Origin of the sequence: Marispirochaeta aestuarii (assembly GCF_002087085.1) — a bacterium.
Classification (GTDB): Bacteria; Spirochaetota; Spirochaetia; order JC444; family Marispirochaetaceae; genus Marispirochaeta; species Marispirochaeta aestuarii.
In genome coordinates, this window is record NZ_MWQY01000023.1 from 11948 (window position 1) to 34075 (window position 22128).

Genomic DNA, 22128 nt, shown 5'->3' on the forward strand with positions numbered 1-22128 from the left:
TAAACCGCAGCGAGAAATATAATGCAAATGAAAAATTTCTTCATAATCATAACACCACTGGTTACATTGTCGGAATATTAACATGGTAACATTATTCTTAGAAAGTACCCTGGAGAAATTAAAATCTTCCCGCCCTTACGCGGAGTTCATGCGACACAGCGGACGGGAAGAGTATCCCATCAGGACCTACGGACCCAGGGGTTCCTTTCTCGCCGTGGTTCTTGCTGCTCTGATGCGCCAGAAAAAGAGGGCAATTCTGTGCGTTGTGCCCTCGGAAAAGGAGGCGGAAAACCTTCTGAGGGACTGCATCTCCTTTGGTGTCCCGGCAGTCCATTTTCCCTGGTGGCAGTCAGCGCCATACAGCGAACAGCCCACCCATTCAAATGTCGCCGCCCGGCGTATTTCGATACTGAAAAACCTTCTGACGGGAGAAAAAGGGGTTATCTGTGTCTCCCTTCGGGGATACATAGGCTTTCTTCCTCCCAGGAAACTCCTGGAAGAGAACCTGATTCCCCTGAAAAAAGGTGAGAGTTTCGATCCCCAGAAAATCGAGCAGACCCTGGAGCACTGGGGGTATCTGCGGGTGCCCAGGGTTTCGTCTCCCGGCGAGTTCGCTCTGAGGGGGGAGGTTCTTGATGTCGGGATACCCGGAGGAGACGGTGAAGCCCTGAGGGTCGTATTCGAATTCGACGAAATCGAGGAGATACGGACCTTCGATGCCCTTACCCAGAGTTCTTATGGCAGCCTCGAGGAGTATTCCCTCTTTCCCGCCACCGAATTCCTGTGGGAAGAGGATGCCATGGATCGTGTTGAAGAATTCATGCGTTCCAGGCGATACCCGGGAAAGGGCGATGAGGAGTTTCTCGAGCACCTGCGGGTAAGCCGCAGCTGCGCCTTTGATGAGATATTTTTTCCCCTGGGATTTGAAAAACCCGCGACCCTTGCGGACTACATGCCGGCGGACGGGCTCTCCCTGTTCATCTCAGACAAGCGACTGGAGAACGCGGCGGAAGGGGTAAACAAGGAGTTTGACGAGCTGTATCGAAGGACCGTGCGGGAAAAGAAACTCTCCTTCCCTCCGCCGGATAGAATTCTGGCTTCCTATCCGGATCTGGTGGAAGGCTGCCGCAGGAAAATCATGTTCCAGTCCCTCAAGGATCAGGAAGCGGATTTAACGGTGCCCGAGATTGTCTGTCAGGATCCCAGGTCCTTCTTCGGAAATATCCAGTATCTTAAGGAGGAACTCGAACAGTACGCAAAATCCGGATACCAGGTCTACATCTGTGCCGAGACAGAGACCCAGTCGGAGAGGATCTCGCAGCTGTTAAAGGACTACGAAGTTCATCTTTTTTCCGCCCACCTGAGCCAGGGCTTCGTGCTTCCCGAGGCAAAAATAATCCTGATCCAGGAAAACGAAATCTTCGGCCGCCGCAAAAGAGTCCCGTCTTCGGTCAAGAAAGCCCGCAGCAGGGCTATCGATACCTTTGTCGAGTTGTCCCCGGGGGACTTTGTTGTTCATGTAAACTACGGAATAGGACGTTTTAAAGGTATTGAGCGAATCCGGGCTGCCGGAACTGAACGGGACTACATTCAGCTTGAGTATGCCGGAGACGAGACGGTCTTTATTCCCATTGAACAGGTCAACCTCGTTCAGCGCTATATCGGACAGGAGGGACGTCCTCCGGCCCTTGATTCCCTGGGAGGAAAATCCTGGGAGAAGCGAAAGAACCGGGTCAGGCAGTCCGTCGAAGATTTGGCGGACATGCTCATCGATCTGTATGCCAAACGCCAGAACGCCCAGGGCTTCTCCTACGGAGAGGATACGGACTGGCAGGTGGAATTCGAGGCCGCCTTTCCCTACGAAGAGACCACGGACCAGCTGAGCTGTATTGCCGACGTCAAGGAGGACATGGAGAGCACCCGTCCCATGGACCGGCTGATCTGCGGTGATGTGGGCTATGGTAAGACCGAGGTAGCCATGCGGGCCGCCTTCAAGGCCGTTATGGCGGGAAAACAGGTGGCGATTCTGGCCCCCACCACGATTCTGACGGAACAGCACTACGAATCCTTCTGTGAACGCTTTGATAAATACCCGGTTACGATTCGCATGATTTCCCGTTTTGTCCACGGAAAGGAGCAGAAGCAGACCCTCAAACAGCTGTCCGAAGGGGAGGTGGATATCCTGATCGGTACTCACCGGATTCTGCAGAAGGATGTGGTATTCAAGAATCTGGGACTCATAATCGTAGACGAGGAGCAGCGTTTCGGAGTCAAGGATAAGGAGCGTCTCAAACAGCTGAAGCACACAGTGGACGCTCTGGCTCTCTCTGCGACCCCGATCCCCCGCACCCTGCACATGAGTCTCCTGAAGATACGGGACATGTCTCTGCTGACCACGCCCCCCCATAACAGACAGTCCGTGGATACCTATATCCGTGAGTTCGACGAGGAGATGGTCGCCGCCGCCATCCGCAGAGAACTTGAACGGGGCGGACAGGTCTTCTACCTGCATAACCGGGTGGAAACCCTTCGGGAGACCCGCATGTTCCTGGAACGCCTGGTGCCGGAGGCCCTGGTGGAGACGGCCCACGGGCAGATGAGTTCCGCAGAACTGGAAGAGGTAATGCATCGATTTATTCACGGCGCTTTTCAGGTTCTGGTTGCCACCACCATAATTGAAAACGGCATCGACATCTCGAATGTCAATACAATCATAATCGACCGGGCGGATGTATACGGCATATCACAGCTGTATCAGCTTCGGGGGCGTGTCGGCCGTTCGGAACGCAAAGCCTATGCATATCTGCTCTATCCCGCCGACAAGGCCTTGAGCGAAATCGCCATGAAGCGCCTTCAGATCCTTTCGGACTACTCCGATCTCGGGGCGGGCTTCAAGATAGCCATGAAGGACATGGAGGTCAGGGGAGCGGGTAACCTGCTGGGACGGCAGCAGAGCGGCGAGATTGCCTCGGTGGGTTTCGATATGTATCTGCGGCTTCTTGACGAGGCTGTGGCCGAACGAAGCGAAAAAGGTGAAGAGACCAGGGAAGAAATCTTCCTCGAACTAGACTATTCCGGCTACATCCCGGACAGCTATATTTCGGAACCTGTGGAAAAGATGGAGGTTTACAAAAAGATTGCTGCCATCGACTCGGATGAGGAACTGGAGAAGGTCCACGCTGAGCTTCACGACCGCTTTGGCCCTCTGCCCGAGGCTGCGGCCAGCCTGCTCTCCCTGGCGGAAGTCCGGATCGTCTGCCGGAAACTCAGGGTCCGTTCCTTACGGGAACGGGGAGGAAAGGTAAGGGTCGAGTTTGGGAAGGTATCCCTGATTTCCGTGGATAAGGTCCTGAGCCTGATGCAGACCTCCGGGGGCAAGATTAAGCCGGACCCGAAGAATCCGAACGTTCTTCTGCTGGAGACCGGATCAATAGGTCTCAAGGAAAAATCGGAATTTATTCGGGAACGGCTCTCGGCTCTTTTATAAAGTGGGTGTACAATAAAAACAGAGCCAAAGGAAGGATGCCATGGAACGAAAGGCCATCGATCTTATATGCAGCGTAGCCGAATTGACCTCCCTTTTCGAGCGGCAAAAGAGTATCGAAGAGTTTCTTGACCATACGGTAAAGCTGATTGCCCAGCACATGGGAACGGATCTCTGCTCCATCTTCATTGTGGACACACAGAGCGGACTTCTTGTTCTGCGGGCGAGTACAGGCCTGAACCCGGAGGCCATCGGAAGTCTGACCCTTGAACCGGGAGAGGGTATTACCGGAACTGCTCTTAAGGAGCTGAGACCTATTATTGTTCCCCGGGCCAAGGAGTCTCCCCATTTCAAGGCCGTCCCGGACCTGCATGAGGAAGAGTACGAGGCCTTTCTGGCGGTTCCCATAATTCGCGGTTTGCGGAGAGTCGGTGTTATTGTCTGTCAGCAGAAGAAAATCAACTATTTCTCCAGCTGGGATGTTCGTGCTTTGACAGCAATCGCAGCCCAGATGGCTGCCATGATAGAAAATGCCCTGCTCCTGATGGAACTGCATCGGGGAAAGGAACGGACTGATCAGGAGCCCAAAGCTCAGGAACTGCCGAGATACCTTAATGGCCTCCAGACGAGTCCGGGAATAGCCATCGGAAGAAGCTTTTCCCTGGGACGTTCAGGAGCGGATTCTCTCCACTCTCCCGATCCCTCCGAAGAGTATCGGGGAACCCTTGATGATTTCAGGCGGGCCGTGGAAGAGACAAAAGGACAGATAAAAAGCCTTCAGAAACAGCTCAAGGAACATTTCGCCGATGTGGGGTCCCTCATTTTTCATGCCCATCTTCTGATGTTGATGGACAAGACCTTTACCGGCGAAATGGAGCAGAGAATACAGCAGGGGGAAACACCTGCCGCTGCGGTAAGGGATGTGGTGAACAACTATATCCGTATCTTTTCTGAAGCCGAAGCCGCGTCTGTCCGGGAAAAGGCCCAGGATCTGAAGGATCTCGGGCACCGGGTTCTTATTAACCTTTCCAGAAAGAACGGAAAAATAGAGGATTACCGGGATACCATTATTCTTACCGAAGAGTTGTATCCCTCGGAGCTCATAAAGTTTGCTGCCCAGGGGGCTGCGGGTATTATTCTGCACAAGGCGAGCATCACCTCCCATCTGAAAATCCTGGCTCTCTCGGTAAAGATTCCCATTGTCAGCATCGAAGACAAACAGCTGTTCAACCTGAATGACGGCGTCCCCCTTGTGCTGGACGGTTTTCATGGAAATGTGTTTGTTGATCCCGATCCGGAAACCCGGGAACGCTTTATCCGGCTTGCCCGGGAACACGCGGAAATTGATTCCTCCACAAAGATCGATCCCCTGATTCCATTGAGCGACGGCAGTTCTCTTTCTCTTCTTGCCAATATCGGACTTCTCGGAGACCTTCGGGTCGCCAGGGGGTACGGACTGCGGGGTATCGGACTCTACCGCAGCGAATTTCCCTTCCTGATACGGAATGACTTTCCCTCGGAAGAGGAACAGTACCGTATATACCGACGTATTTTTGAGGCCTTCGAAGGCGGACCGGTATACATGCGTGTTCTCGACATGGGCGGCGACAAGCAGCTCGGTTTTTTAGCCGGCGATTCTGAGCCAAACCCCTTTCTGGGACTCAGGGCCATACGCTTTACCCTGAAGAACCCGGAAATCCTTTCAACTCAGCTGCGGGCGATGCTCCGGGCAGGGCTCGAGGGTGATCTGAATATCATAGTCCCCTTCATATCCGGAATCGAGGAGATCCGGCAAATGCGCAGCATAATGGAGCGAGCCTCTCTGGAGCTTAGTGAGCAGGGTATAGAGCATAACGAAAAACCGAAACTGGGTATAATGGTCGAGCTTCCTTCCGTCGGATACCTTCTTGAAGAGCTTTCCGACGAAGTCGATTTCATGAGCATCGGAACAAATGATCTTGTGCAGTATCTTCTGGCTGTGGATCGCACCAATACCAACGTTTCCCACTATTACCAACCACTTCATCCTGCGGTTCTTCGTTTTATCGCCCGGGTGGCGGAAGTCTGCAGTTCAAAAAAGATACCCCTTTCGGTTTGCGGGGATTCCGCCGCCGACAGGAATATGGCACGCTTCCTGATGGGACTCGGTATTCGCATCTTCAGCATCGCTCCGGGTTCTGTTTCCGGTATTCATGAATGGATAAAAAACAACAATAATGTTGAAGACCACAAGGAGTTCAGCCGCAACCTGCTCCGACTGGGAAGCACCAGGGAAATTCGGGAGTATATTGATTCGCAAAACCATGAAGCAGACAGATAACACAGAAGGACACAGAAAACTGCGCAGTTACGTTTTACGGGCTGCGCGGATGAGCAATTTGCAGCGCCGTTCGTACAATGACCTGTTGCCCCGCTACTCCGTTCCGTACAGGGAGTCCGGGATATCCCTGAAGGAGATATTTCCCGCCGCTTCGAAGTATATCCTGGAAATAGGTTTCGGGATGGGGGAGGCGACAGTCCGTCTTGCCGGAGAGAATCCTGATTTTGGATATCTCGGTATCGAGGTACATAAACCGGGGGTAGGGAAGGTATTGAGTGAAATCGAGCGCCTGTCCCTGGATAACCTCAGGATTATAAATCACGATGCGGTTGAGGTTCTCGAAAGCATGATTCCCGATAAGAGTATTGACGGCGTCCATATCTTTTTTCCCGACCCCTGGCCCAAGAAGAAGCACCATAAACGCAGACTGATTCAGGGACCCTTTGTAGACTTAATCGTTCCCAGGCTTATTCCCGGAGGCTACCTCTATATCTGCACCGACTGGGAGGAATATGCCGAACAAATCCTCTCCGTGTGCAGTCAGGCTGAAGGGCTGCAGAACGCATACGAAGGTTTTGCGGAACCTCAGCCGTGGAGGCCCCGCACAAAGTTTGAATCCAGGGGACTGGATAAATCCCATCGTATTCGGGAAGTGTATTTTACAAAAACCACTTGAAATTTCTCTATATTTATACGATTATGACGTATCTTTATGCATTTCTGGGATTTCCGGAGGAGTAATGAAACAGGACTGGCTGGAAAAGTTTGCGGGCAAGGCACAGGCTAATACCAAGATACCCCTCGATTTTTATGAAAAGTTCAACGTAAAACGGGGACTTCGTAACGCTGACGGAACTGGTGTTCTGGTCGGCTTGACGGAGATAGGCGATGTTCATGGTTATATCATGGACGAAGGCGATAAAATCCCGGTGGAAGGACGTCTCAGATACCGCGGAATCGATGTTGTCGATCTTGTCCGGGGTTTCCAGAACGAAAAACGCTTTGGTTTTGAGGAAACGGCGTTTCTGCTGATTTTCGGTTCATTACCCAACAAAAGCGAACTCGAATCCTTCGGAAAGCTGATTAACGAATCGAGCTTCCTGCCGGTAAATTTTACCGAGGATAACATCCTTAAAGCACCGAGCCAGGACATAATGAACAAGATGGCCAGAAGTGTGCTTGTAGCCTACAGCTACGACGCAGCGGCAGAGGACTACTCTGTTGCCAATACCTTACGTCAGTGTATTACCCTTATCGCCCAGCTTCCGATTTTTGCTGCCTACGGCTACCAGGCCCGGCGGCACAATTTCTACAACGAGAGTCTGTATATCCATAATCCGAATCCGGAACTATCCACAGCGGAAAACATGCTCCAGATGATCCGGCCGGACCAGACTTACAGTCAACTGGAAGCTGACTTGCTTGACCTGAGTCTTGTTCTTCACGCCGAACACGGTGGAGGTAACAACTCAGCATTTACCGTACATGTGGTCTCCTCCGCCGAAACAGACACCTATTCCACCATGGCTGCAGCAATCGGTTCCCTGAAAGGTGCAAAGCACGGCGGCGCCAATATCAAGGTCATGGGAATGATGGAGGACATCAAGGCGAATGTAAAGGATTGGAGCAGTGAGACTGAAGTCGGCAATTATCTGAAAAAGATCCTCAACCGCGAGGCCTATGATAAATCCGGCCTGATTTACGGTATAGGCCATGCGGTCTACACCCTCTCGGATCCCAGGGCCGTGCTGCTTCGTGAGCGGGCTGAATTGCTTGCCCGGGAAAAAAACCACGAAGAGGAATTCAATCTGTACTCGATGATTGAAAAACTCGCGCCCAGGGTTTTTCAGGAGGTAAAAAACTCCGACAAGGTCGTTTCCCCCAACGTGGATTTTTTCTCAGGCTTTGTTTACAGCATGCTCAACATTCCCTTTGAGCTGTATACCCCTCTCTTTGCTATCTCCAGGATAGCCGGCTGGAGCGCTCACCGAATGGAGGAGCTGATCAGTGGCGGCAGAATAATTCGCCCCGCCTACAAGAGCATAGTGAGGCCAAGGAATTATATTCCCCTGGACGCGAGAGAGAACGACTGATAGAACAAAAAAAACAGATTCAATTTTTGTTTAAAATACAACGGGCTGTCCGAGATTGAGGGTTCACCTCACATTCTCAGACAGCCCCTTTTTTGTAAAAAGGATTCCAATTGTTATCCGGCGGAAAGACCCTATTCCTCTGCAGCTTTGAGGCTCTGGGCTTCCTGGATTACCAGGTCAGCTACCCGTCCTGAAATCGGACTGTAATGGTCGAATTCCATTTCGAAGGAGCCGGTACCGGAAGTCATGGATTTCAGATCAATGGCGTAGCGCAGCATTTCAGCCTGGGGAACCTCCGCATCAACCTCGTTGATGCCTCCTCCCAGGGACTCCTGTCCCAGGACCCTTCCCCGGCGGGAAGACAGATCGGAAAGTATATCCCCCAGGTACTGTTCGTCCACGAACACCCGCAGTTTCATGACCGGCTCCAGCAGTACCACCCCGGCTTTTTCCAGGGAACTCTTGAGGGCGCCCTTGGCTGCAAGTTTGAAGGCCATTTCAGATGAATCTACGGGGTGTTCCTTGCCGTCGATAATGTGGGCTTCGATGTCCACAAGAGGATATCCTGCCAGGTAACCTTCTTCCATGCCTTCGAGAATACCCTTTTCTATACCGGGCATATATCCTTTGGAGATTGAACCACCCTTGATATCGTTATAGAACTCCATGTACTTGCCCCGTTCGATGGGACCGATATCCATGACAACCCGGCCGTACTGCCCGTGACCGCCGGACTGCTTCTTGTGAGTGTATTCGGCGCCGGCCTTCCTGGTAATGGTTTCCCGATATGCGACTCTGGGAACCTTGGTCTCGATTTCGATTTTCTGCTTCTCTTTAATCTTATCGAGAATCATGTTGATATGGAGCTCGCCCATCCCTGAGATAACCGTCTCATGGGTTTCTTTATCGTAGGTAACCTGAAAGGTCAGGTCTTCTTCCGCCGCCCGGTGCAGAGAAGCGTTCAGTTTGTCTTCCTCTTTCTTGCTTGCCGCGCTTATGGCAAGCGAGAAGACCGGCTGCGGCAGGTGCAGTCTATCGAATTTACAGAAGGTGTCGGGCGTACAGAAGCTTGTATTGGTCTGAAAACCCTCGACCTTTGTAACGACACCCAGGTCTCCGGCTCTGAGCTCCTTGGTTTCTACAAGTTTCTTTCCGACGGTTTTGTAGAGCTTGGAAATACGCTCTTTTTTTCCTGTGTCGCAGTTCAGGATTTCACTGTCCGCAACAAGAATTCCGCCGATTACCTTGATGAAGGAGAGCTTTCCGGAGAACTGATCGATGGAAGTCCGGAACACCATGCCGGCCAGGGGACCCTGATCGGAGATGTCAACCTTGATCTCATTCTTATCCTTGTCCTGAGCCAGTTCGGGGATGCCGGAAGGAGACGGGGTTATATTACTGATAAAATTCAGCAGTGAAACGACACCGTTATTATTCAGGGCAGAACCGCACAGGGTCGGGACGATCTTGTTCTCCCGCAGGCCTTCGATAAGACCCTTTCGAATTTCGTCGGGACTTAGGGTCCCTTCCTCGAAGTACTTTTCCATCAGCGAGTCTTCGCCTTCTGCCGCACTTTCGATGAGGGTAAGGCGATATTCTTCAACCATTTCGTTGTACTGTTCGGGGATGTCGACGGGCTGGTCTTTTTCCGCACCGTCGTGCATCATATACGCCTTGTTTTCAATCAGGTTGATAATGCCCTTGTATTCGCCGCCGTCCATCATGGGAATGGTGACCGGGACAAAGGTCATCTTGAACTTTTCCTTCAAATCGTTAAAGACATGTTCAAAATCAGCTCTATCACGGTCCAGACGGTTTATAAAGCAAAAACGAGGTTTGTTGCGCTGGTCAAGGCGCCGCCAGAGTTTGATTGTCTCGATCTGGACTCCGTCACGGCCGTCTACCACCATCAAAGCGCTCTCGGCGCAGCGAAATGCGGCAACTACCTCTCCAATAAAATCTGAGGAACCGGGAGTATCGAGCAGATTGACCTGGTGATCGTTCCAGGTACAGCTGGAAAGGGTGGTGTGAATCGATATTCCCCGGGCAACCTCCTCTTCGGTGTAGTCGCTTACAGTTTTTCCCGATTCAACGGGTTCTGCCCGATCGATAACCCCCGAGTTGAACAGCAATTGTTCTAACAAGGTGGTTTTACCAGTGCTTCCGTGGCCGACCAGGGCGATGTTGCGGATATCAGCAGTGGAAAAACTCATTCTGTCTCCTCGCAATGTTGAGATATAAATATGCGAGTAATAGAATAGCCCCAGCCATGGGAGATGTCAACAAAAAGCTGGGGCCCGGAAGTGCCGGGGACTTCTTTTAACCGAGTCCGCCGCTTTTCTGCTGAAAATGAGAGAACTCCATGGCAAAGGTTCCGCGTCCCTGGGTAATGCTCCTGAGGGCTGTGGAGTAACCGAACATGTTAGCCAGGGGAACCTGTGCCCGCACATGCTCAATGGCGCTCCGGGATTCCAGACTGTTGATGATCCCCCCACGGGTGGTGAGGTGGTTGATGACTTCTCCGACAAAATCCTTGGGGCACATAACGTCCACCGTCATGACCGGTTCAAGGAGTACCGGAGATGCGGCACGGCAGGCGTTATCGAAACCCATTGCACCGGCGGCTTCGTATGCCAGGGCGGAGGCCCGCATTTCGTCATATTTGACTCCCACTAAACTGGCCTTCACATCGTAGCAGGGGTAACCGTACATGATTCCCGATGTGAAGGAGTTGACCACGCCCCGTTCCACAGCTTCAAGAAGTTCCTTCGGAAGATCAGATTTGCCGATTTCCGAATGAAAGGAGTTCCCTGAGCCGCGTTCGGCGGGTTCGACCTTCAGGGTGATGGAGGCAAAGTTTTCCTTGCCCGCCAGAATCTTCTGGTAGACCTCTGTATGCTCCCTGACCGCCGATACGGATTCCCGGTAGGTCACCTGGGGGTTTCCGATACGGGCGTCGACGTTGAAGTCCTCGGTTATGCGGGTTACCAGTACATCCAGGTGAAGTTCCCCCATACCTGAAATTATAAGCTGACCGGTTTCGTTATCCTCTTTCACCAGAAAGGTCGGATCCTCTTTCTGCAGAAGTTCCAGGATTTCCCTCAGTTTTTTTGCTTCGGAAATACTCTTGGGCTCAATGGCCACATCTATGACCGGCATGGGGAACTGCATCTGTTCCAGAAGAACCTGATGCCCTTCAGAACCCAGAGTGTCTCCGGTCTGAGAGAACTTGCAGCCGATGACAACGGCGATATCTCCCGCGGAAACCTCATCCAGAGCTTCGCTGCGGTTGGAGTGCATTCGCAGCAGACGGTTGACCCGTTCCTTCTTCTTTTTGTTGATATTATACACCGCAGAGCCCTTCTTGATGCTTCCGGAGTACATGCGGATGAAGGTAAGGCTCCCGGCTTCGCGGTCTGTCTGAATCTTGAATACCAGTCCCAGAGGCGGACCCTTGGGGTCGCAGGGGATCTGAACCTGTTCTTCGTTCTTTACTGCAATCCCCGTGGGAGGTACCACCTCGTAAGGTGCAGGCAGAAGATTGAGAACGGCATCCAGAAGGGGCTGGACCCCGATATTCTTGTAGGAGGCCCCGCAGAAAACAGGCACCAGGGCCTGGCTTATTGTTGCCTTTCGCAGGGTGGAGAGAATCAGTTCGTCGGGTACCTGAGCTCCTTCAAGGTACAGATCCGTTATCTCCTCGCTGTGGGCGGACAGAACGTCAATCAGCTGCTCCCGGTAACTTTCCGCCTGTTCCCGGAGTTCTTCCCGGATGGGGCTGAACTCCATCTCCCGGCCCTGGGTCTCCTGGTCCCAGTGAATCTCCCGCATCTCGATCAGGTCTATGACCCCGCTGAAGGCGGATTCGGCGCCGATTGGAAGCTGCAGGGGCAGGGGATCAGCCTTCAGCTTCTTTTTCATCTCCTCGATAACCGAATAGAAATCCGCGCCGATGCGGTCCATCTTGTTGACGTAGGCTATGCGGGGAACATGATAATGGTCCGCCTGGTGCCAGACGGTTTCGGACTGGGGTTCCACCCCGCCGACGGCGCAGAATATACCCACCGCTCCATCCAGAACCCGCAGGGAACGTTCCACCTCGGCGGTAAAGTCGACATGGCCGGGGGTGTCGATAATATTGATCTGGGTCTCTTTCCAGAAACAGCTTGTGGCAGCGGACGTAATGGTAATCCCGCGGTTCTGCTCCTGGGTCATCCAGTCCATGGTGGCTTCGCCGTCGTCGACCTCGCCGATGCGGTGACTCTTTCCTGTATAGTACAGGATTCGCTCCGTGGTAGTCGTTTTTCCCGCATCAATATGGGCGATTATTCCTATGTTGCGCATGTTCTGCATAGTATGTATGTTTCTCCCGGTCTGCAAATTACTTCGAATAAAGAGATACTAACATAATGGTCTTATGTCGGAAAAGAGTCCGTCCCAGGATAAAAAAAACACCCCGCAGGGTGTTTAAAAATTATGGGCGATGACGGACTTGAACCGCCGACATCCTGCTTGTAAGGCAGGCGCTCTCCCAACTGAGCTAATCGCCCGAAAGACAAAAGGAAACTACCATGGAGGGCCGGAAAGTGTCAATAAGATTTTGCCGGCAAATGTGAATATTTTACCATCGCCGGACTATGATCCGGATCCGAACTCTCGTTCCAGCTGATCAGAAAACCAGCCCTGCATGGCCTTTATCCGGTTGTAAAAGGAATCCTTCTTGGACTTCTCGATGCCGAAGAGGGAGGCGGAGTCCACGCTTGATGCCCCGTAGAAGACAAGATTGTCCTCTTCAGGGATTATCAGCAGGTCCATACGGAAATTCTCAGGCCTCACTAGGGGCAGTATAAAATACCACATGGTGGAGAGATTTCTGATCTGCATGAGAAAGCGGCCTTCCCGGTACAGGCAGCGGTTACGCACATAATTCCTGCCGAAGGTCAGGTCCTCCTGAAAGAGTATGTCCTCCTGCAGTTCAGGGATGGAATTGAACTGCCGATCGGGAAGGGCCTTCTTCGATCCCTCTTCCTCTACCCGGAAGACTTCGGTAAAGAGGGTCCTCATGCGTTCCCGGCTGGCGGAGTAGTATTCGATGCCGCTTAAGGATGATACACGGTTCAGTATATTGAAAATAGCGAGATCCCGCTCCTCTTTTTCCATTTCTGCAAGTGCAGGAGGAAGCTCCATTCTGAACAGGGCTTCAACCCCTATGGTGGAGTCCTGTCCCGAGAGGTCGTCAACAATCTCTTCACTCAAGGGGCCGAAGGGGAGGTACTGCAGATCCAGATCACCGTAGAAGTAACGTACCAGTTCACCTTCCTGCTGAAGATCTTCGGCCAGGTTCATGGGAAGTCCGGAGTCCGAAAAAAGTCCGTAGGTTCCGATTCCGAACAGCACAAGAACTGCTGAAATCAGGGATAAGATTCTTTTCATGCGGGCGTCTCCTTGTTTTCGGTCGTCATGGGGCTCCGGTCTTTCGGCCCCGGTCTGCATCGTTCAGGGTCGGCACAGCCGGACCTTCTTCTTTTGCCCTTTCAACCAGGGAGAGAAAATAGCGGTGGAGCTCGAGGTTTTCCGTAAGTTCAGGGTGGAAGGAAGCCGCCAGGTACTTTTCCTGCTGAACGAGCACCGGGCAGTCTTCAAAACTGGCGAGAACCTTTACCTCCGGGCCGACCTTTGCGATCCTGGGGGCGCGGATAAACACCCCGTGCAGGGGTCCCTGAAGCGGCAGGCTGTGTTCAAACTCGGCTTCAAAGCTGTCGATCTGTCGGCCGTAGGCGTTGCGTTCCACCGAAATGTCCAGAAGATTCAGTTTGAACTGCTCGCGGCCGACGATCTCCTTCGCCATGAGGATCATTCCGGCACAGGTCCCGAAAACCGGCAGCCCCTGGTCAAGGCGCTCCTTAAGGGAGGCGTCAAGGCCAAAGTCCACCAGCAGTTTGCCGATGGTGGTACTTTCCCCGCCGGGAATAATCAGTCCGTCAATGGAGAGTACGTCGTCCCGGGTACGCACATATACCGGATCAAGCCCCAGGCGTTTCAGGTGTTCGCCGTGCTTATGAAAATCCCCCTGGAGGGCAAGTACACCTATTCTCATCAGGCTCTCGTGATTCCCGGAGCCTGCTTACCAGCCTCTGCCGGCGATCCGCTTTTCCGGATCAAGTTCTTCCATACCGATACCGACCATGGGTTCCCCCAGATCGTAGGAGATCTCAGCCAGCTTTTTGGGGTCCTGGTAATAGGTTACCGCTTCCACGATCGCTTTGGCCCTCTTGGCGGGGTTTCCGGATTTGAATATCCCGGAGCCCACAAAAACTGCTTCCGCACCGAGCTGCATCATCAATGCCGCATCTGCGGGGGTGGCTACACCGCCTGCGGAGAAGTTTGGTACCGGGAGTTTACCGCTCTCCGCGATTTCAACGATAAGATCATAGGGAGCACCCAAGTTCTTCGCCTCGGTCATGAGTTCTTCCCGGGGCAGTATTGTCAGGCGCCGTATGCCGTCCATGACGGTCCTCATGTGGCGTACGGCTTCCACTACATCTCCTGTTCCGGCTTCGCCCTTGGTCCGGATCATGGCGGCGCCTTCGCCGATGCGGCGCAGGGCCTCTCCCAGGTCACGGCAGCCGCATACGAAGGGCACCTTGAAGCTGTGCTTTTCCACGTGATAGGCATCGTCCGCGGGGGTCAGAACCTCGCTTTCGTCGATAAAATCTACCCCCAGGGCTTCGAGGATCCGGGCTTCCACAAAGTGACCGATACGGCACTTTGCCATAACGGGGATGGATACCGCTTCCTGAATCCCCTGAATCATCTTGGGGTCAGACATACGGGCGACACCGCCGGTGGTACGGATATCCGCGGGCACCCTTTCAAGGGCCATTACCGCCGCAGCGCCGGCGTCCTCCGCTATTTTTGCATGGTCGGGGGTAACGACGTCCATTATGACGCCGCCTTTGAGCATCTCCGCCAGGCCTACCTTGTTCCGCCATGTTGCCTGCTGTCTGCTCGACCAGTTTTGTTCAGCCATTTATTCGTCCTCTGTTCTATGGGAATCAGCAATTGCTGTACTATAATAATTCTAGGTCAAAATAGGTCAGAAGGAATGAAAAGTCAAGAAGCTCAGGTCGTGCTCCTCTTTTCTCTGCCTGCAGATACTGCTACAATTGCAGGGTGATTCAGAAGAACCTGGAAAGAATAGAAGAACGGCTTGAAGCAGCCTGTATTCGGGCCGGCCGCAGGCGGGAAGATCTGCGCCTGATGGCGGTTTCCAAGACCCAGCCGGTGGAGAAGATTCAGGAAGCCTACGATGCCGGATTGCGGCTCTTCGGCGAGAACCGGGTTTTCGAAGCAGCTGAAAAGTTCGGCGGCCGGTTCCCGGAGGCTGAACTTCATCTTATAGGTCACATTCAGCGCAATAAGGCACAGAAAGCCGTGGAAATCGCTGAGTGCATCCAGTCCGTCGATGCCCTTCGCACAGTGAATGCCCTGGACAGGTATGCGGCGGAGATTGACAGAAAAGTCGCCGTGCTCATAGAGGTCAATACCGGAGGTGAAGTCGCCAAGCAGGGAGTACGGGGCGAGGGAGAGCTCCGTTCCCTGATCGATACAATTCTCGAGAGCCGGTACCTGGAACTCCGTGGACTGATGACCATGGCACCCTTTACAGATGAGGTCGCTGTTCTGAGGCGCTGCTTTCATTCTCTGCATACCCTCCGGCAGAAATTTTCGGAAAGCTACGGGAACAGCCATTTTGAGGTACTCTCCATGGGCATGACCAACGATTTCGAGATCGCCGTGGAAGAGGGGTCCAGCCTGGTCCGGATCGGCACCGCCCTGTTCGGGACACGCTAAGCGTGCGGAGGGAGCTATGTTGAAGCGGACTTCCTGTTTGACGCTGGCCCTGCTTGTTTTTCTGGGTACAGTTACCCCGGAGAGGCTCCTCGCCGAAGAAACAGAACCCGTCCCTTACGAAATAGGCGAGTTTCCCCGCCCCGTAAGGGAGCTGAGACGGGGGGAGATCATCTTTTTCGGTTCAGTTCCCATTACCTTTCTGCTCTCCGGACTGAGCTGGGAGCTGGGGCAGGCTGCCGCGGGAGATTCATATCCCTTCTCGGATGAGCAGCATACCTACAACATTCTGATAAGCGCCGGGGCTCTCTCCCTGGGGATAGCTCTGCTGGATTTTATCCTCGGTCGCCTGGAATAACAGCCCATGATTCACTACGATTTCTGTGTCCTCCGGGACTACCGACGCCCCCTGCGGATCGACCAGTTTATAAGCGATGAGCTGGGGCTCATAAGCCGCAATCAGCTGAAACAGCGGGTCCGTGAGCTGAATATCAACGAAAAGCCTGTCAAACTGTCCCGCAGGATCGCTCCGGGAGACAGGATCAGGCTTGATCTTGAGGCCCCGCCGAAAATCGACCTGGTGCCGGAGGAGATTCCCCTGGAGATCCTCTACGAGGATGACCGGGTCATCGTGATAAACAAACCCCAGGGCCTGGTTGTACATCCTGCGCCGGGGAACTATACGGGGACTCTTGTTCACGGTCTTCTGTACTACCGGGAAATCGATGCCCCGGAAGAGGACTTTCGCCCGGGTATCGTTCATCGACTGGACAAGGATACCAGCGGCGTACTGATAACCGCGAAGGACCAGGCTGCCCATGAGTTTCTTTCCCGTCAGTTCCAGGAAAAGACCACCCGCAAGGTCTATTTTGCCCTCTGCAGGGGAAGAATCGAGGAGGACCAGGGCCAGGTGGAAAACCGTCTCGGCCGGTGGGAGAAAAACCGTCAGCTGTTTACCGCTGTCAGCCGGGGCGGCAAAGCGGCGTTTACCAGATACAGGATACTGAGGCGCTGGAAGCAGGCGAGTTTTGTGGCCCTCTATCCTGCAACGGGGCGGACCCATCAGCTGAGGGTACATATGCGGGGTATCGGTCATCCCATACTGGGAGACCCCCTCTACGGTTCCGGGGAACGGGACGGCTGCAGCCTGATGCTCCACGCCTTTTCTCTGGAGATAGTGTTACCCGGCTCCCAGGAACTCTCCCGTTTCAGGGCACCTCTGTCTCCGCGTTTCGGAGAGCTTATCCGGGATCTTTCTGCAGAAAAGGATTGAAACGGCGTTCCGCTTCAATGGTGCTCGGAGGTCCGTGGCCGGGATAGACTGTTCCCTTCGGAAAGGTAAGAAGCTTCTGCTGTATCCCCTGAATCAGGAGCGCCCGGGCATAACGGTTGGGAGTGGATCCGATTCCTCCGGCGGAAAGAACATCCCCGGTAAAAAAGCAGGACCCGATGCGGTAGACCATGGAGTCGCTGGAGTGTCCGGAGATCTGCAGGCTCTCGATTGTTATTCCCCCCAGATCCAGGGTGTCTCCATCTTTCAGCAGCGTGGAATCCCGTTCCAGAAGGTTGGGTGAGCCCCCGAATACCTCGGCGGGGTATATTTTCAGCAGGGTACGTCCCCCGCGTATATGCGACTCGTGGTTGTGGGTAACCAGTATGTAGCGAACGGTGTAGGAGTTCTTCTCTATGAGCCGCAGAAGAGGAACATCCATGATTCCCGGGTCGATCATGATTGCGTCTCCCCCTTCAGCGGGTCCCACCAGGTAGGAGTTGGAGAAACTTACAAAGGAGAAGTGGGTGAAAATTTTCATTCTTCGTTCTGAACAGCGGCAAATACCGCTTCCTCATAGTTGGAATATTTGAAGTTGACCTTATCCCGGGTGGTGTTCAGGTAGTTGACCTTTTTCAGGTTGCAGTCGATAAAACGGACTTCCTCAAGGTTTGAGGAGACAAAACTCGAATAGTACAGATCCGAATCGCTGAAATTCACCCTGACTCCGTGCACCCCGTTGAAGTTGGAATGGAGAATGTCCGAACCCTGAAAATCGCAGTCTCTGAATTCGGCACCGCAGAAGATGCTGTAGCGGATTTCACAGCCGGAAAAACGGCAGTTTTCAAAACGGGCATTGGAGAAGAAGCATCCCTGAATCATGCTTTTTTCAAGGCTGCAGTCCTGAAAAACTGTCTCATCAAAAACGCAGTCTCTGAATTGGTGTCCCTCGAGGTTCATGCCGCTGAAGGTGATTCCCGCCAGGCAGATGTTACTGTGATCTTCCACGCCTGAAAGATAGTCCCGTACTGTTCCCATATATTCCTGAGTATCCGGAAGATGCTCCGCACAGTAGTTCGAGAAACTCAAGGCGGCATTGCTGCAGTCGGAAAAGGCGCACATGGCCTTATTCGTATCCATATATATAGCTTAGAAAAAAGAGTTCTTCTGTACAAGATAAATTCATGAAATAAGCCCGGCAACTTGATGCTATGTCCCAAATTCTATACTATTCGCCAAGCATATTTTTCTGACCCGTTGCGTGAAGGGAATAACAGAAGCTAAGGGTAGGTACTATGGGTATTCGCGGGGAAGTATTTTCATCAAAAACGTCGGTAGGCAAACGGACCTATTTTTTCAACGTAAAGGAAAACAGGCACGGCGACCTCTTTTTAAACATTGTAGAGAGCAAGAAGCACGAAGGCACCGGATTTGAACGCCACTCGGTTATCGTTTTCAACGAAGACCTGGAAAGCTTTGTGGAAGAGCTGCAGAAAGCCGTCGGGTTCATGCAGCAACACGGCGGCGGGGCCAAATCGGAATCCTGATTATCTGACGCGGAAACTCAGGCGCTGGATGGGGCTGGGCCCCAGACGAAGGCAGACCTCACGGTGTGCCCGTGTCGGGTAGCCCTTATGCCGCTCATAGCCGTAATCAGGTTCGAACCAGGAGTAGCGTATCATCCAGCGGTCCCGCACAACCTTGGCGGCTATGGAGGCGGCCATGACCTCCGGTACCAGGGCGTCGGCCTTGACCATGGCCCGGGCTGAAGTCGGAATGTCGGGAATATACAGACCATCCACGATAACTTCATCCGGCAGACAGCCCATGGCTCCGAAGGCCCTGGACATGGCCAGAAGGGATGCCTTGTGGATGTTTATCCGGTCGATCTCCTCCGGCCAGGACCAGCCGATACCAACCGGGACCTTCATGGCAAGCATGCGGGCAAAGGCCTTCTCCCGCGCCGAAGGACTCATCTTCTTTGAGTCCTTTAACAGATCCCTGGGGAAATCCCGGGGCAGCACAACTGCTGCGGCGCTTACCGGTCCGGCTATGGGCCCCCGGCCTGCCTCGTCTATTCCGCAGATTATCTTCATGCAGGGATACTAACCCCGGGGACAGACGGAATCAAGGGGCGGGAATAAATGCCGCGCCGTCAACTTGACGATTAAGATCAGCTAGTGTTAGATAGTAGCAGTAGGTTGAACAAGTGTTTCATAACCCGATTCCAACTTTGCGTAAACAGGAACGAAGTAAGTGTTCTTAAAAAATATTGAGATCTTCGGCTTTAAGTCTTTTGCTGACAGGGTAAAAATTGATTTTGCTCCCGGAATTTCCGCCCTTCTCGGACCCAACGGATGCGGAAAAAGCAACGTTGTGGATGCCATAAAGTGGGTACTGGGGGAACAGGCTTCCCGGAGCCTGCGGGCTGAACGAATGGAAGACGTTATCTTTAACGGCACCGAACAGCGCAAAGCTCTCAATGTGGCGGAGGTTACTCTTACCCTGAGTAACGACGAAGGGGTTCTTCCCATGGATATGCCGGAGATCGCCATCAAGCGCCGTCTCTACCGTTCGGGGGAAAGTGAATACTTTGTAAATAACACGCCCGTCAAGCTTCGGGAACTCCGGGAACTTTTCTTTGATACCGGGGTAGGGAAATCGGCGTATTCGATCATGGAACAGGGAAAAATCGACCAGATTCTTTCCCATAAACCGGAGGAACGCCGATACATATTCGAAGAGGCCGCCGGGATTACCAAGTTCAAGGTCAAAGGGGCGGAGGCTGAACGGAAGCTGAGCCGTACCGAGGAAAACATGCGCCAGGTGGAGGGGATTCTCGGCGAGGTAAAGCGTTCCTACGACTCCCTTAAAAAGCAGGCCGACAAGACCGAACAGTACCGCAGGTTTCGCGAGGACATCTTCGAACTGGAACTGAAAATTCAGCTCCTCAGGCTCAAAGGCTTTCTCGATGATGAGCTTTCCAAGGAAAAGCAGCTCAAGGAGAAGAGCGGTCTCAGAGATTCCATCAAGTCCGAGATAGACACCATAAACGAGTCCCTGGAAGAGAACCTGGACCAGGTCAATACCATGGAGTCCTCCCTCATCGAGAACCAGAAGATGCTCTACGGTATCGACGTGGAGAAGGGGAACCTTCAGAACCAGCAGTCCATTATACAGGAACGCCGGGGTGAACTTCATCGCCATCTGGAGTACTGTAAAAACCGCGAGGCCCAGCTTCAGGAGCAGAAAGCGGAGTTCGAGGCTTCCCTTAAGGATAAACGGGAAGTGCTGGAGGACCTCAAGGGACGGCATGCCTCCATCGACAGGAATATTCTCGAGTTCGATGAACGGATTAACAGCTCCCAGAATACGATACGAAGAAATGAATCCGAGATTACACGGCTTGAAGGTCAGATTGCTGCCAACGAGGCATCCGTCAACGATCTGCAGGACCAGCTGCGGGCCATCACCGACGATATCGTGGGTCAGCTGGACCGCAAGCTCGAAGAGAGCGCTTACTCCCACGGTGAGAGAATGCGGATTGAATCCGCCGTCCGGGACAGGATCGACCGGATCCGCATTCACGTCAAGGGCAAGCTCGATCTTGTCGGTGATCTCGGATCCCTCTCGGAAATCGGGGAACGTGAGCGTACCGAACTTGTCAGCTCCATTCGCGGGGGACTGAATGAGGCCCTTGCAGGTATAGATGCACTCCAGGATGAGTTCAAACGGTACACCGAGACCATCCCGGCCTTTCTGGACGATTTTCTTGCTCCCGAAGGGACGATGACCAGAAAACGGAATATCGACGAGCAGATAGAATCCACAAGGAACAGTATCGCCGCCGACAAGGAGCAGATCGGCCGTCTGCAGCAGGAAAACCGCAGTCTCTTCAGTAAAATAGAGGAGTACCGGGGAACCCTTCAGGACCTTAAAATCTCGAAAGCCAAGGTCTCCGCCCAGATTACAGCCGCCGAAGATGCCCTTGCCCTGACGGAAAAGGAGATCCGTACAACCCTGGCCTCCATGGAGGAAAACCAGGGCGATATGGAAGAAACGGGCATAAAACTGGCCTCCACGGAAAAAAGGATAAACGAGCTCAAGGAGCGTCATTCAGCCATTCTGGATGAGGAGAAGAAGCTTCGTAAAAGCCTGGATGAACTTGAAAAGGGAATCAGTCTGCGAAACAGGGATGCCCTTCAGAAAGAGAAGAGCCTGAAGGACAAGATGTCCCAGCTCGCCCAGACCCAGAGTCAGGTAGAGAAAATCCAGGTGGACCTGTCCGCCGTCAAAACGGAGATCCGCAACCTTTTTGAGAATTTCCGGGAAAAGCACTCCCGCGAACTTACCGAGTTTGAAGACCGCATGTACGAGATCCGGGAGGATGCAAAACTCCTTCGGGAGAAGCTCGGTTCCGCCCGGGAACAGCTTCGTGGACTCGGTCATGTCAATCTTATGGCCCCCGAGGAGTTTGCGGAGGTCAAGGAACGCTATGATTTCCTCGAAAATCAGCTTCAGGATCTCAGAAAGGCCCGGGAAGACCTGAATGCCATTACTAAACAGATCCGCACCGAGTCACGGGAGCTTTTTCTGTCAACCTACGAGAAAATCAAGAAGAATTTTCACGTAACCTTCCGCAGACTTTTCGGCGGGGGCAGGGGAGAGCTCAAGCTGACCGAACCGGACCAGGTCCTGACCTCGGGTATCGAAATTTTTGCCCAGCCTCCGGGCAAGCGCCTGGAGAATATTACCCTCCTGTCCGGAGGCGAGCGCTCACTGACTGCGGTGGCCCTCCTTTTTGCAACCTACATGGTCCGTCCGTCACCCTTCTGTATCCTTGACGAGATCGACGCCGCCCTGGACGAAAACAACGTAGGGCGCTTTGTGACAATGCTGATGGAGTTCGCCAACTCATCCCAGTTCATTGTCATTACTCACAATAAAAAGACTGTTGCAGGGGCCCAGACCCTTCTTGGGATTACCATGGAGGAGTCGGGTATCTCCAAGATTATCGCCATCAGGGTTGATAAGGGGGGCAGTCTTGATCCTGTTCCAGAAGAGGTGATCGAGGAACTCGATCTGGACCTGGAGGAAGAGGAGTAGGCAG

Annotated in this window: 17 protein-coding genes and 1 tRNA gene; 9 read left to right on the forward strand and 9 right to left on the reverse strand. The window is 53.1% G+C overall.

Translation table 11 applies throughout. The features are described from left to right. Nucleotides 1-82 precede the first annotated feature (82 nt). The 4 genes from mfd (at nt 83) to B4O97_RS16425 (ending at nt 7897) form a co-directional block, all read left to right on the forward strand. Nucleotides 83-3487 (forward strand): transcription-repair coupling factor, encoded by a 3405-nt coding sequence (mfd, locus tag B4O97_RS16410; protein WP_083052509.1) that lies wholly within the window; start codon nt 83-85, stop codon nt 3485-3487. Between the two features lie 40 nt (nt 3488-3527). Next, nucleotides 3528-5804 (forward strand): phosphoenolpyruvate--protein phosphotransferase, encoded by a 2277-nt coding sequence (gene ptsP, locus B4O97_RS16415; protein WP_083052511.1) that lies wholly within the window; start codon nt 3528-3530, stop codon nt 5802-5804. Between the two features lie 49 nt (nt 5805-5853). Further along, nucleotides 5854-6480 carry a tRNA (guanosine(46)-N7)-methyltransferase TrmB gene (trmB, locus tag B4O97_RS16420; RefSeq protein ID WP_233143096.1) on the forward strand — a complete coding sequence of 209 codons (627 nt, stop codon included), beginning with the start codon at nt 5854-5856 and terminating at the stop codon, nt 6478-6480. 64 nt (nt 6481-6544) lie between these two features. Next, nucleotides 6545-7897 (forward strand): citrate/2-methylcitrate synthase, encoded by a 1353-nt coding sequence (locus B4O97_RS16425; protein WP_083052519.1) that lies wholly within the window; start codon nt 6545-6547, stop codon nt 7895-7897. Between the two features lie 131 nt (nt 7898-8028). On the opposite strand, the gene fusA (B4O97_RS16430) is transcribed toward B4O97_RS16425, so the two are convergent. From fusA (B4O97_RS16430) to pdxS, 6 genes are all read right to left on the reverse strand, one after another. Next, nucleotides 8029-10110, reverse strand: coding sequence for an elongation factor G (gene fusA, locus B4O97_RS16430; RefSeq protein WP_083052521.1), 2082 nt, complete (start codon nt 10108-10110; stop codon nt 8029-8031). Nucleotides 10111-10216: 106 nt separating this feature from the next. Next, a complete protein-coding gene (gene fusA / locus B4O97_RS16435; RefSeq protein ID WP_083052522.1) occupies nt 10217-12250 on the reverse strand; it encodes an elongation factor G in 2034 nt (677 codons plus the stop codon). 124 nt (nt 12251-12374) lie between these two features. Then, nucleotides 12375-12447 (reverse strand) — tRNA-Val (locus B4O97_RS16440). 85 nt (nt 12448-12532) lie between these two features. Then, nucleotides 12533-13330: a DUF6675 family protein gene (locus B4O97_RS16445; protein WP_083052524.1), complete on the reverse strand. Its 798-nt coding sequence runs from the start codon at nt 13328-13330 to the stop codon at nt 12533-12535. A gap of 25 nt (nt 13331-13355) precedes the next feature. Beyond that, the gene (gene pdxT, locus B4O97_RS16450; RefSeq protein WP_083052525.1) at nt 13356-13994 is read right to left on the reverse strand and encodes a pyridoxal 5'-phosphate synthase glutaminase subunit PdxT; all 639 of its coding nucleotides are present in this window, start codon (nt 13992-13994) and stop codon (nt 13356-13358) included. A gap of 27 nt (nt 13995-14021) precedes the next feature. Continuing rightward, nucleotides 14022-14927, reverse strand: a complete 906-nt coding sequence (gene pdxS / locus B4O97_RS16455; RefSeq protein ID WP_083052527.1) for a pyridoxal 5'-phosphate synthase lyase subunit PdxS — start codon at nt 14925-14927, stop codon at nt 14022-14024. Between the two features lie 143 nt (nt 14928-15070). Between pdxS and B4O97_RS16460 the strand changes: the two genes are divergently transcribed. Genes B4O97_RS16460 through B4O97_RS16470 form a run of 3 tightly spaced genes read left to right on the forward strand, consistent with a single transcriptional unit; the run spans nt 15071 to nt 17021 of the window. Continuing rightward, nucleotides 15071-15751, forward strand: a complete 681-nt coding sequence (locus tag B4O97_RS16460; protein ID WP_083052528.1) for a YggS family pyridoxal phosphate-dependent enzyme — start codon at nt 15071-15073, stop codon at nt 15749-15751. 16 nt (nt 15752-15767) lie between these two features. Next, a complete protein-coding gene (locus B4O97_RS16465) occupies nt 15768-16106 on the forward strand; it encodes a hypothetical protein (RefSeq protein ID WP_083052530.1) in 339 nt (112 codons plus the stop codon). Nucleotides 16107-16112: 6 nt separating this feature from the next. Further along, nucleotides 16113-17021, forward strand: coding sequence for an RluA family pseudouridine synthase (locus tag B4O97_RS16470; protein ID WP_083052531.1), 909 nt, complete (start codon nt 16113-16115; stop codon nt 17019-17021). Here B4O97_RS16470 and B4O97_RS16475 read toward each other — a convergent pair. Beyond that, nucleotides 16990-17559, reverse strand: coding sequence for an MBL fold metallo-hydrolase (locus tag B4O97_RS16475; RefSeq protein ID WP_083052533.1), 570 nt, complete (start codon nt 17557-17559; stop codon nt 16990-16992). The two genes, B4O97_RS16470 and B4O97_RS16475, sit on opposite strands and share 32 nt — an antisense overlap. Next, nucleotides 17556-18158 (reverse strand): pentapeptide repeat-containing protein, encoded by a 603-nt coding sequence (locus B4O97_RS16480; protein WP_083052535.1) that lies wholly within the window; start codon nt 18156-18158, stop codon nt 17556-17558. Before B4O97_RS16480 ends, B4O97_RS16475 begins: the two co-directional genes overlap by 4 nt. A gap of 155 nt (nt 18159-18313) precedes the next feature. Here B4O97_RS16480 and B4O97_RS16485 point away from each other — a divergent pair, with 155 nt between their 5' ends. Then, entirely contained in the window at nt 18314-18565 is a 252-nt protein-coding gene (locus B4O97_RS16485; RefSeq protein ID WP_083052536.1) for a DUF3276 family protein, read from the forward strand. Here B4O97_RS16485 and B4O97_RS16490 read toward each other — a convergent pair whose 3' ends face one another. Next, entirely contained in the window at nt 18566-19108 is a 543-nt protein-coding gene (locus B4O97_RS16490; RefSeq protein ID WP_198947094.1) for a ribonuclease HII, read from the reverse strand. 166 nt (nt 19109-19274) lie between these two features. On the opposite strand from B4O97_RS16490, the gene B4O97_RS16495 reads away from it, so the two are divergent. Next, the gene (locus B4O97_RS16495) at nt 19275-22124 is read left to right on the forward strand and encodes a chromosome segregation SMC family protein (protein WP_083052539.1); all 2850 of its coding nucleotides are present in this window, start codon (nt 19275-19277) and stop codon (nt 22122-22124) included. Nucleotides 22125-22128: the final 4 nt, after the last annotated feature.

Bases quoted from the DNA above. Each gene is read 5' to 3' on its own strand.
- fusA (WP_083052522.1), bottom strand. From the start codon at position 12,250: ATGCAGAACATGCGCAACATAGGAATAATCGCCCATATTGATGCGGGA.
- pdxT (WP_083052525.1), bottom strand. From the start codon at position 13,994: ATGAGAATAGGTGTACTTGCCCTCCAGGGGGATTTTCATAAGCACGGC.
- B4O97_RS16465 (WP_083052530.1), top strand. From the start codon at position 15,768: ATGTTGAAGCGGACTTCCTGTTTGACGCTGGCCCTGCTTGTTTTTCTG.
- B4O97_RS16480 (WP_083052535.1), bottom strand. From the start codon at position 18,158: ATGGATACGAATAAGGCCATGTGCGCCTTTTCCGACTGCAGCAATGCC.
- pdxS (WP_083052527.1), bottom strand. From the start codon at position 14,927: ATGGCTGAACAAAACTGGTCGAGCAGACAGCAGGCAACATGGCGGAAC.
- B4O97_RS16445 (WP_083052524.1), bottom strand. From the start codon at position 13,330: ATGAAAAGAATCTTATCCCTGATTTCAGCAGTTCTTGTGCTGTTCGGA.
- ptsP (WP_083052511.1), top strand. From the start codon at position 3,528: ATGGAACGAAAGGCCATCGATCTTATATGCAGCGTAGCCGAATTGACC.
- mfd (WP_083052509.1), top strand. From the start codon at position 83: ATGGTAACATTATTCTTAGAAAGTACCCTGGAGAAATTAAAATCTTCC.
- B4O97_RS16470 (WP_083052531.1), top strand. From the start codon at position 16,113: ATGATTCACTACGATTTCTGTGTCCTCCGGGACTACCGACGCCCCCTG.
- B4O97_RS16475 (WP_083052533.1), bottom strand. From the start codon at position 17,559: ATGAAAATTTTCACCCACTTCTCCTTTGTAAGTTTCTCCAACTCCTAC.
- fusA (WP_083052521.1), bottom strand. From the start codon at position 10,110: ATGAGTTTTTCCACTGCTGATATCCGCAACATCGCCCTGGTCGGCCAC.
- B4O97_RS16485 (WP_083052536.1), top strand. From the start codon at position 18,314: ATGGGTATTCGCGGGGAAGTATTTTCATCAAAAACGTCGGTAGGCAAA.
- trmB (WP_233143096.1), top strand. From the start codon at position 5,854: ATGAGCAATTTGCAGCGCCGTTCGTACAATGACCTGTTGCCCCGCTAC.
- B4O97_RS16425 (WP_083052519.1), top strand. From the start codon at position 6,545: ATGAAACAGGACTGGCTGGAAAAGTTTGCGGGCAAGGCACAGGCTAAT.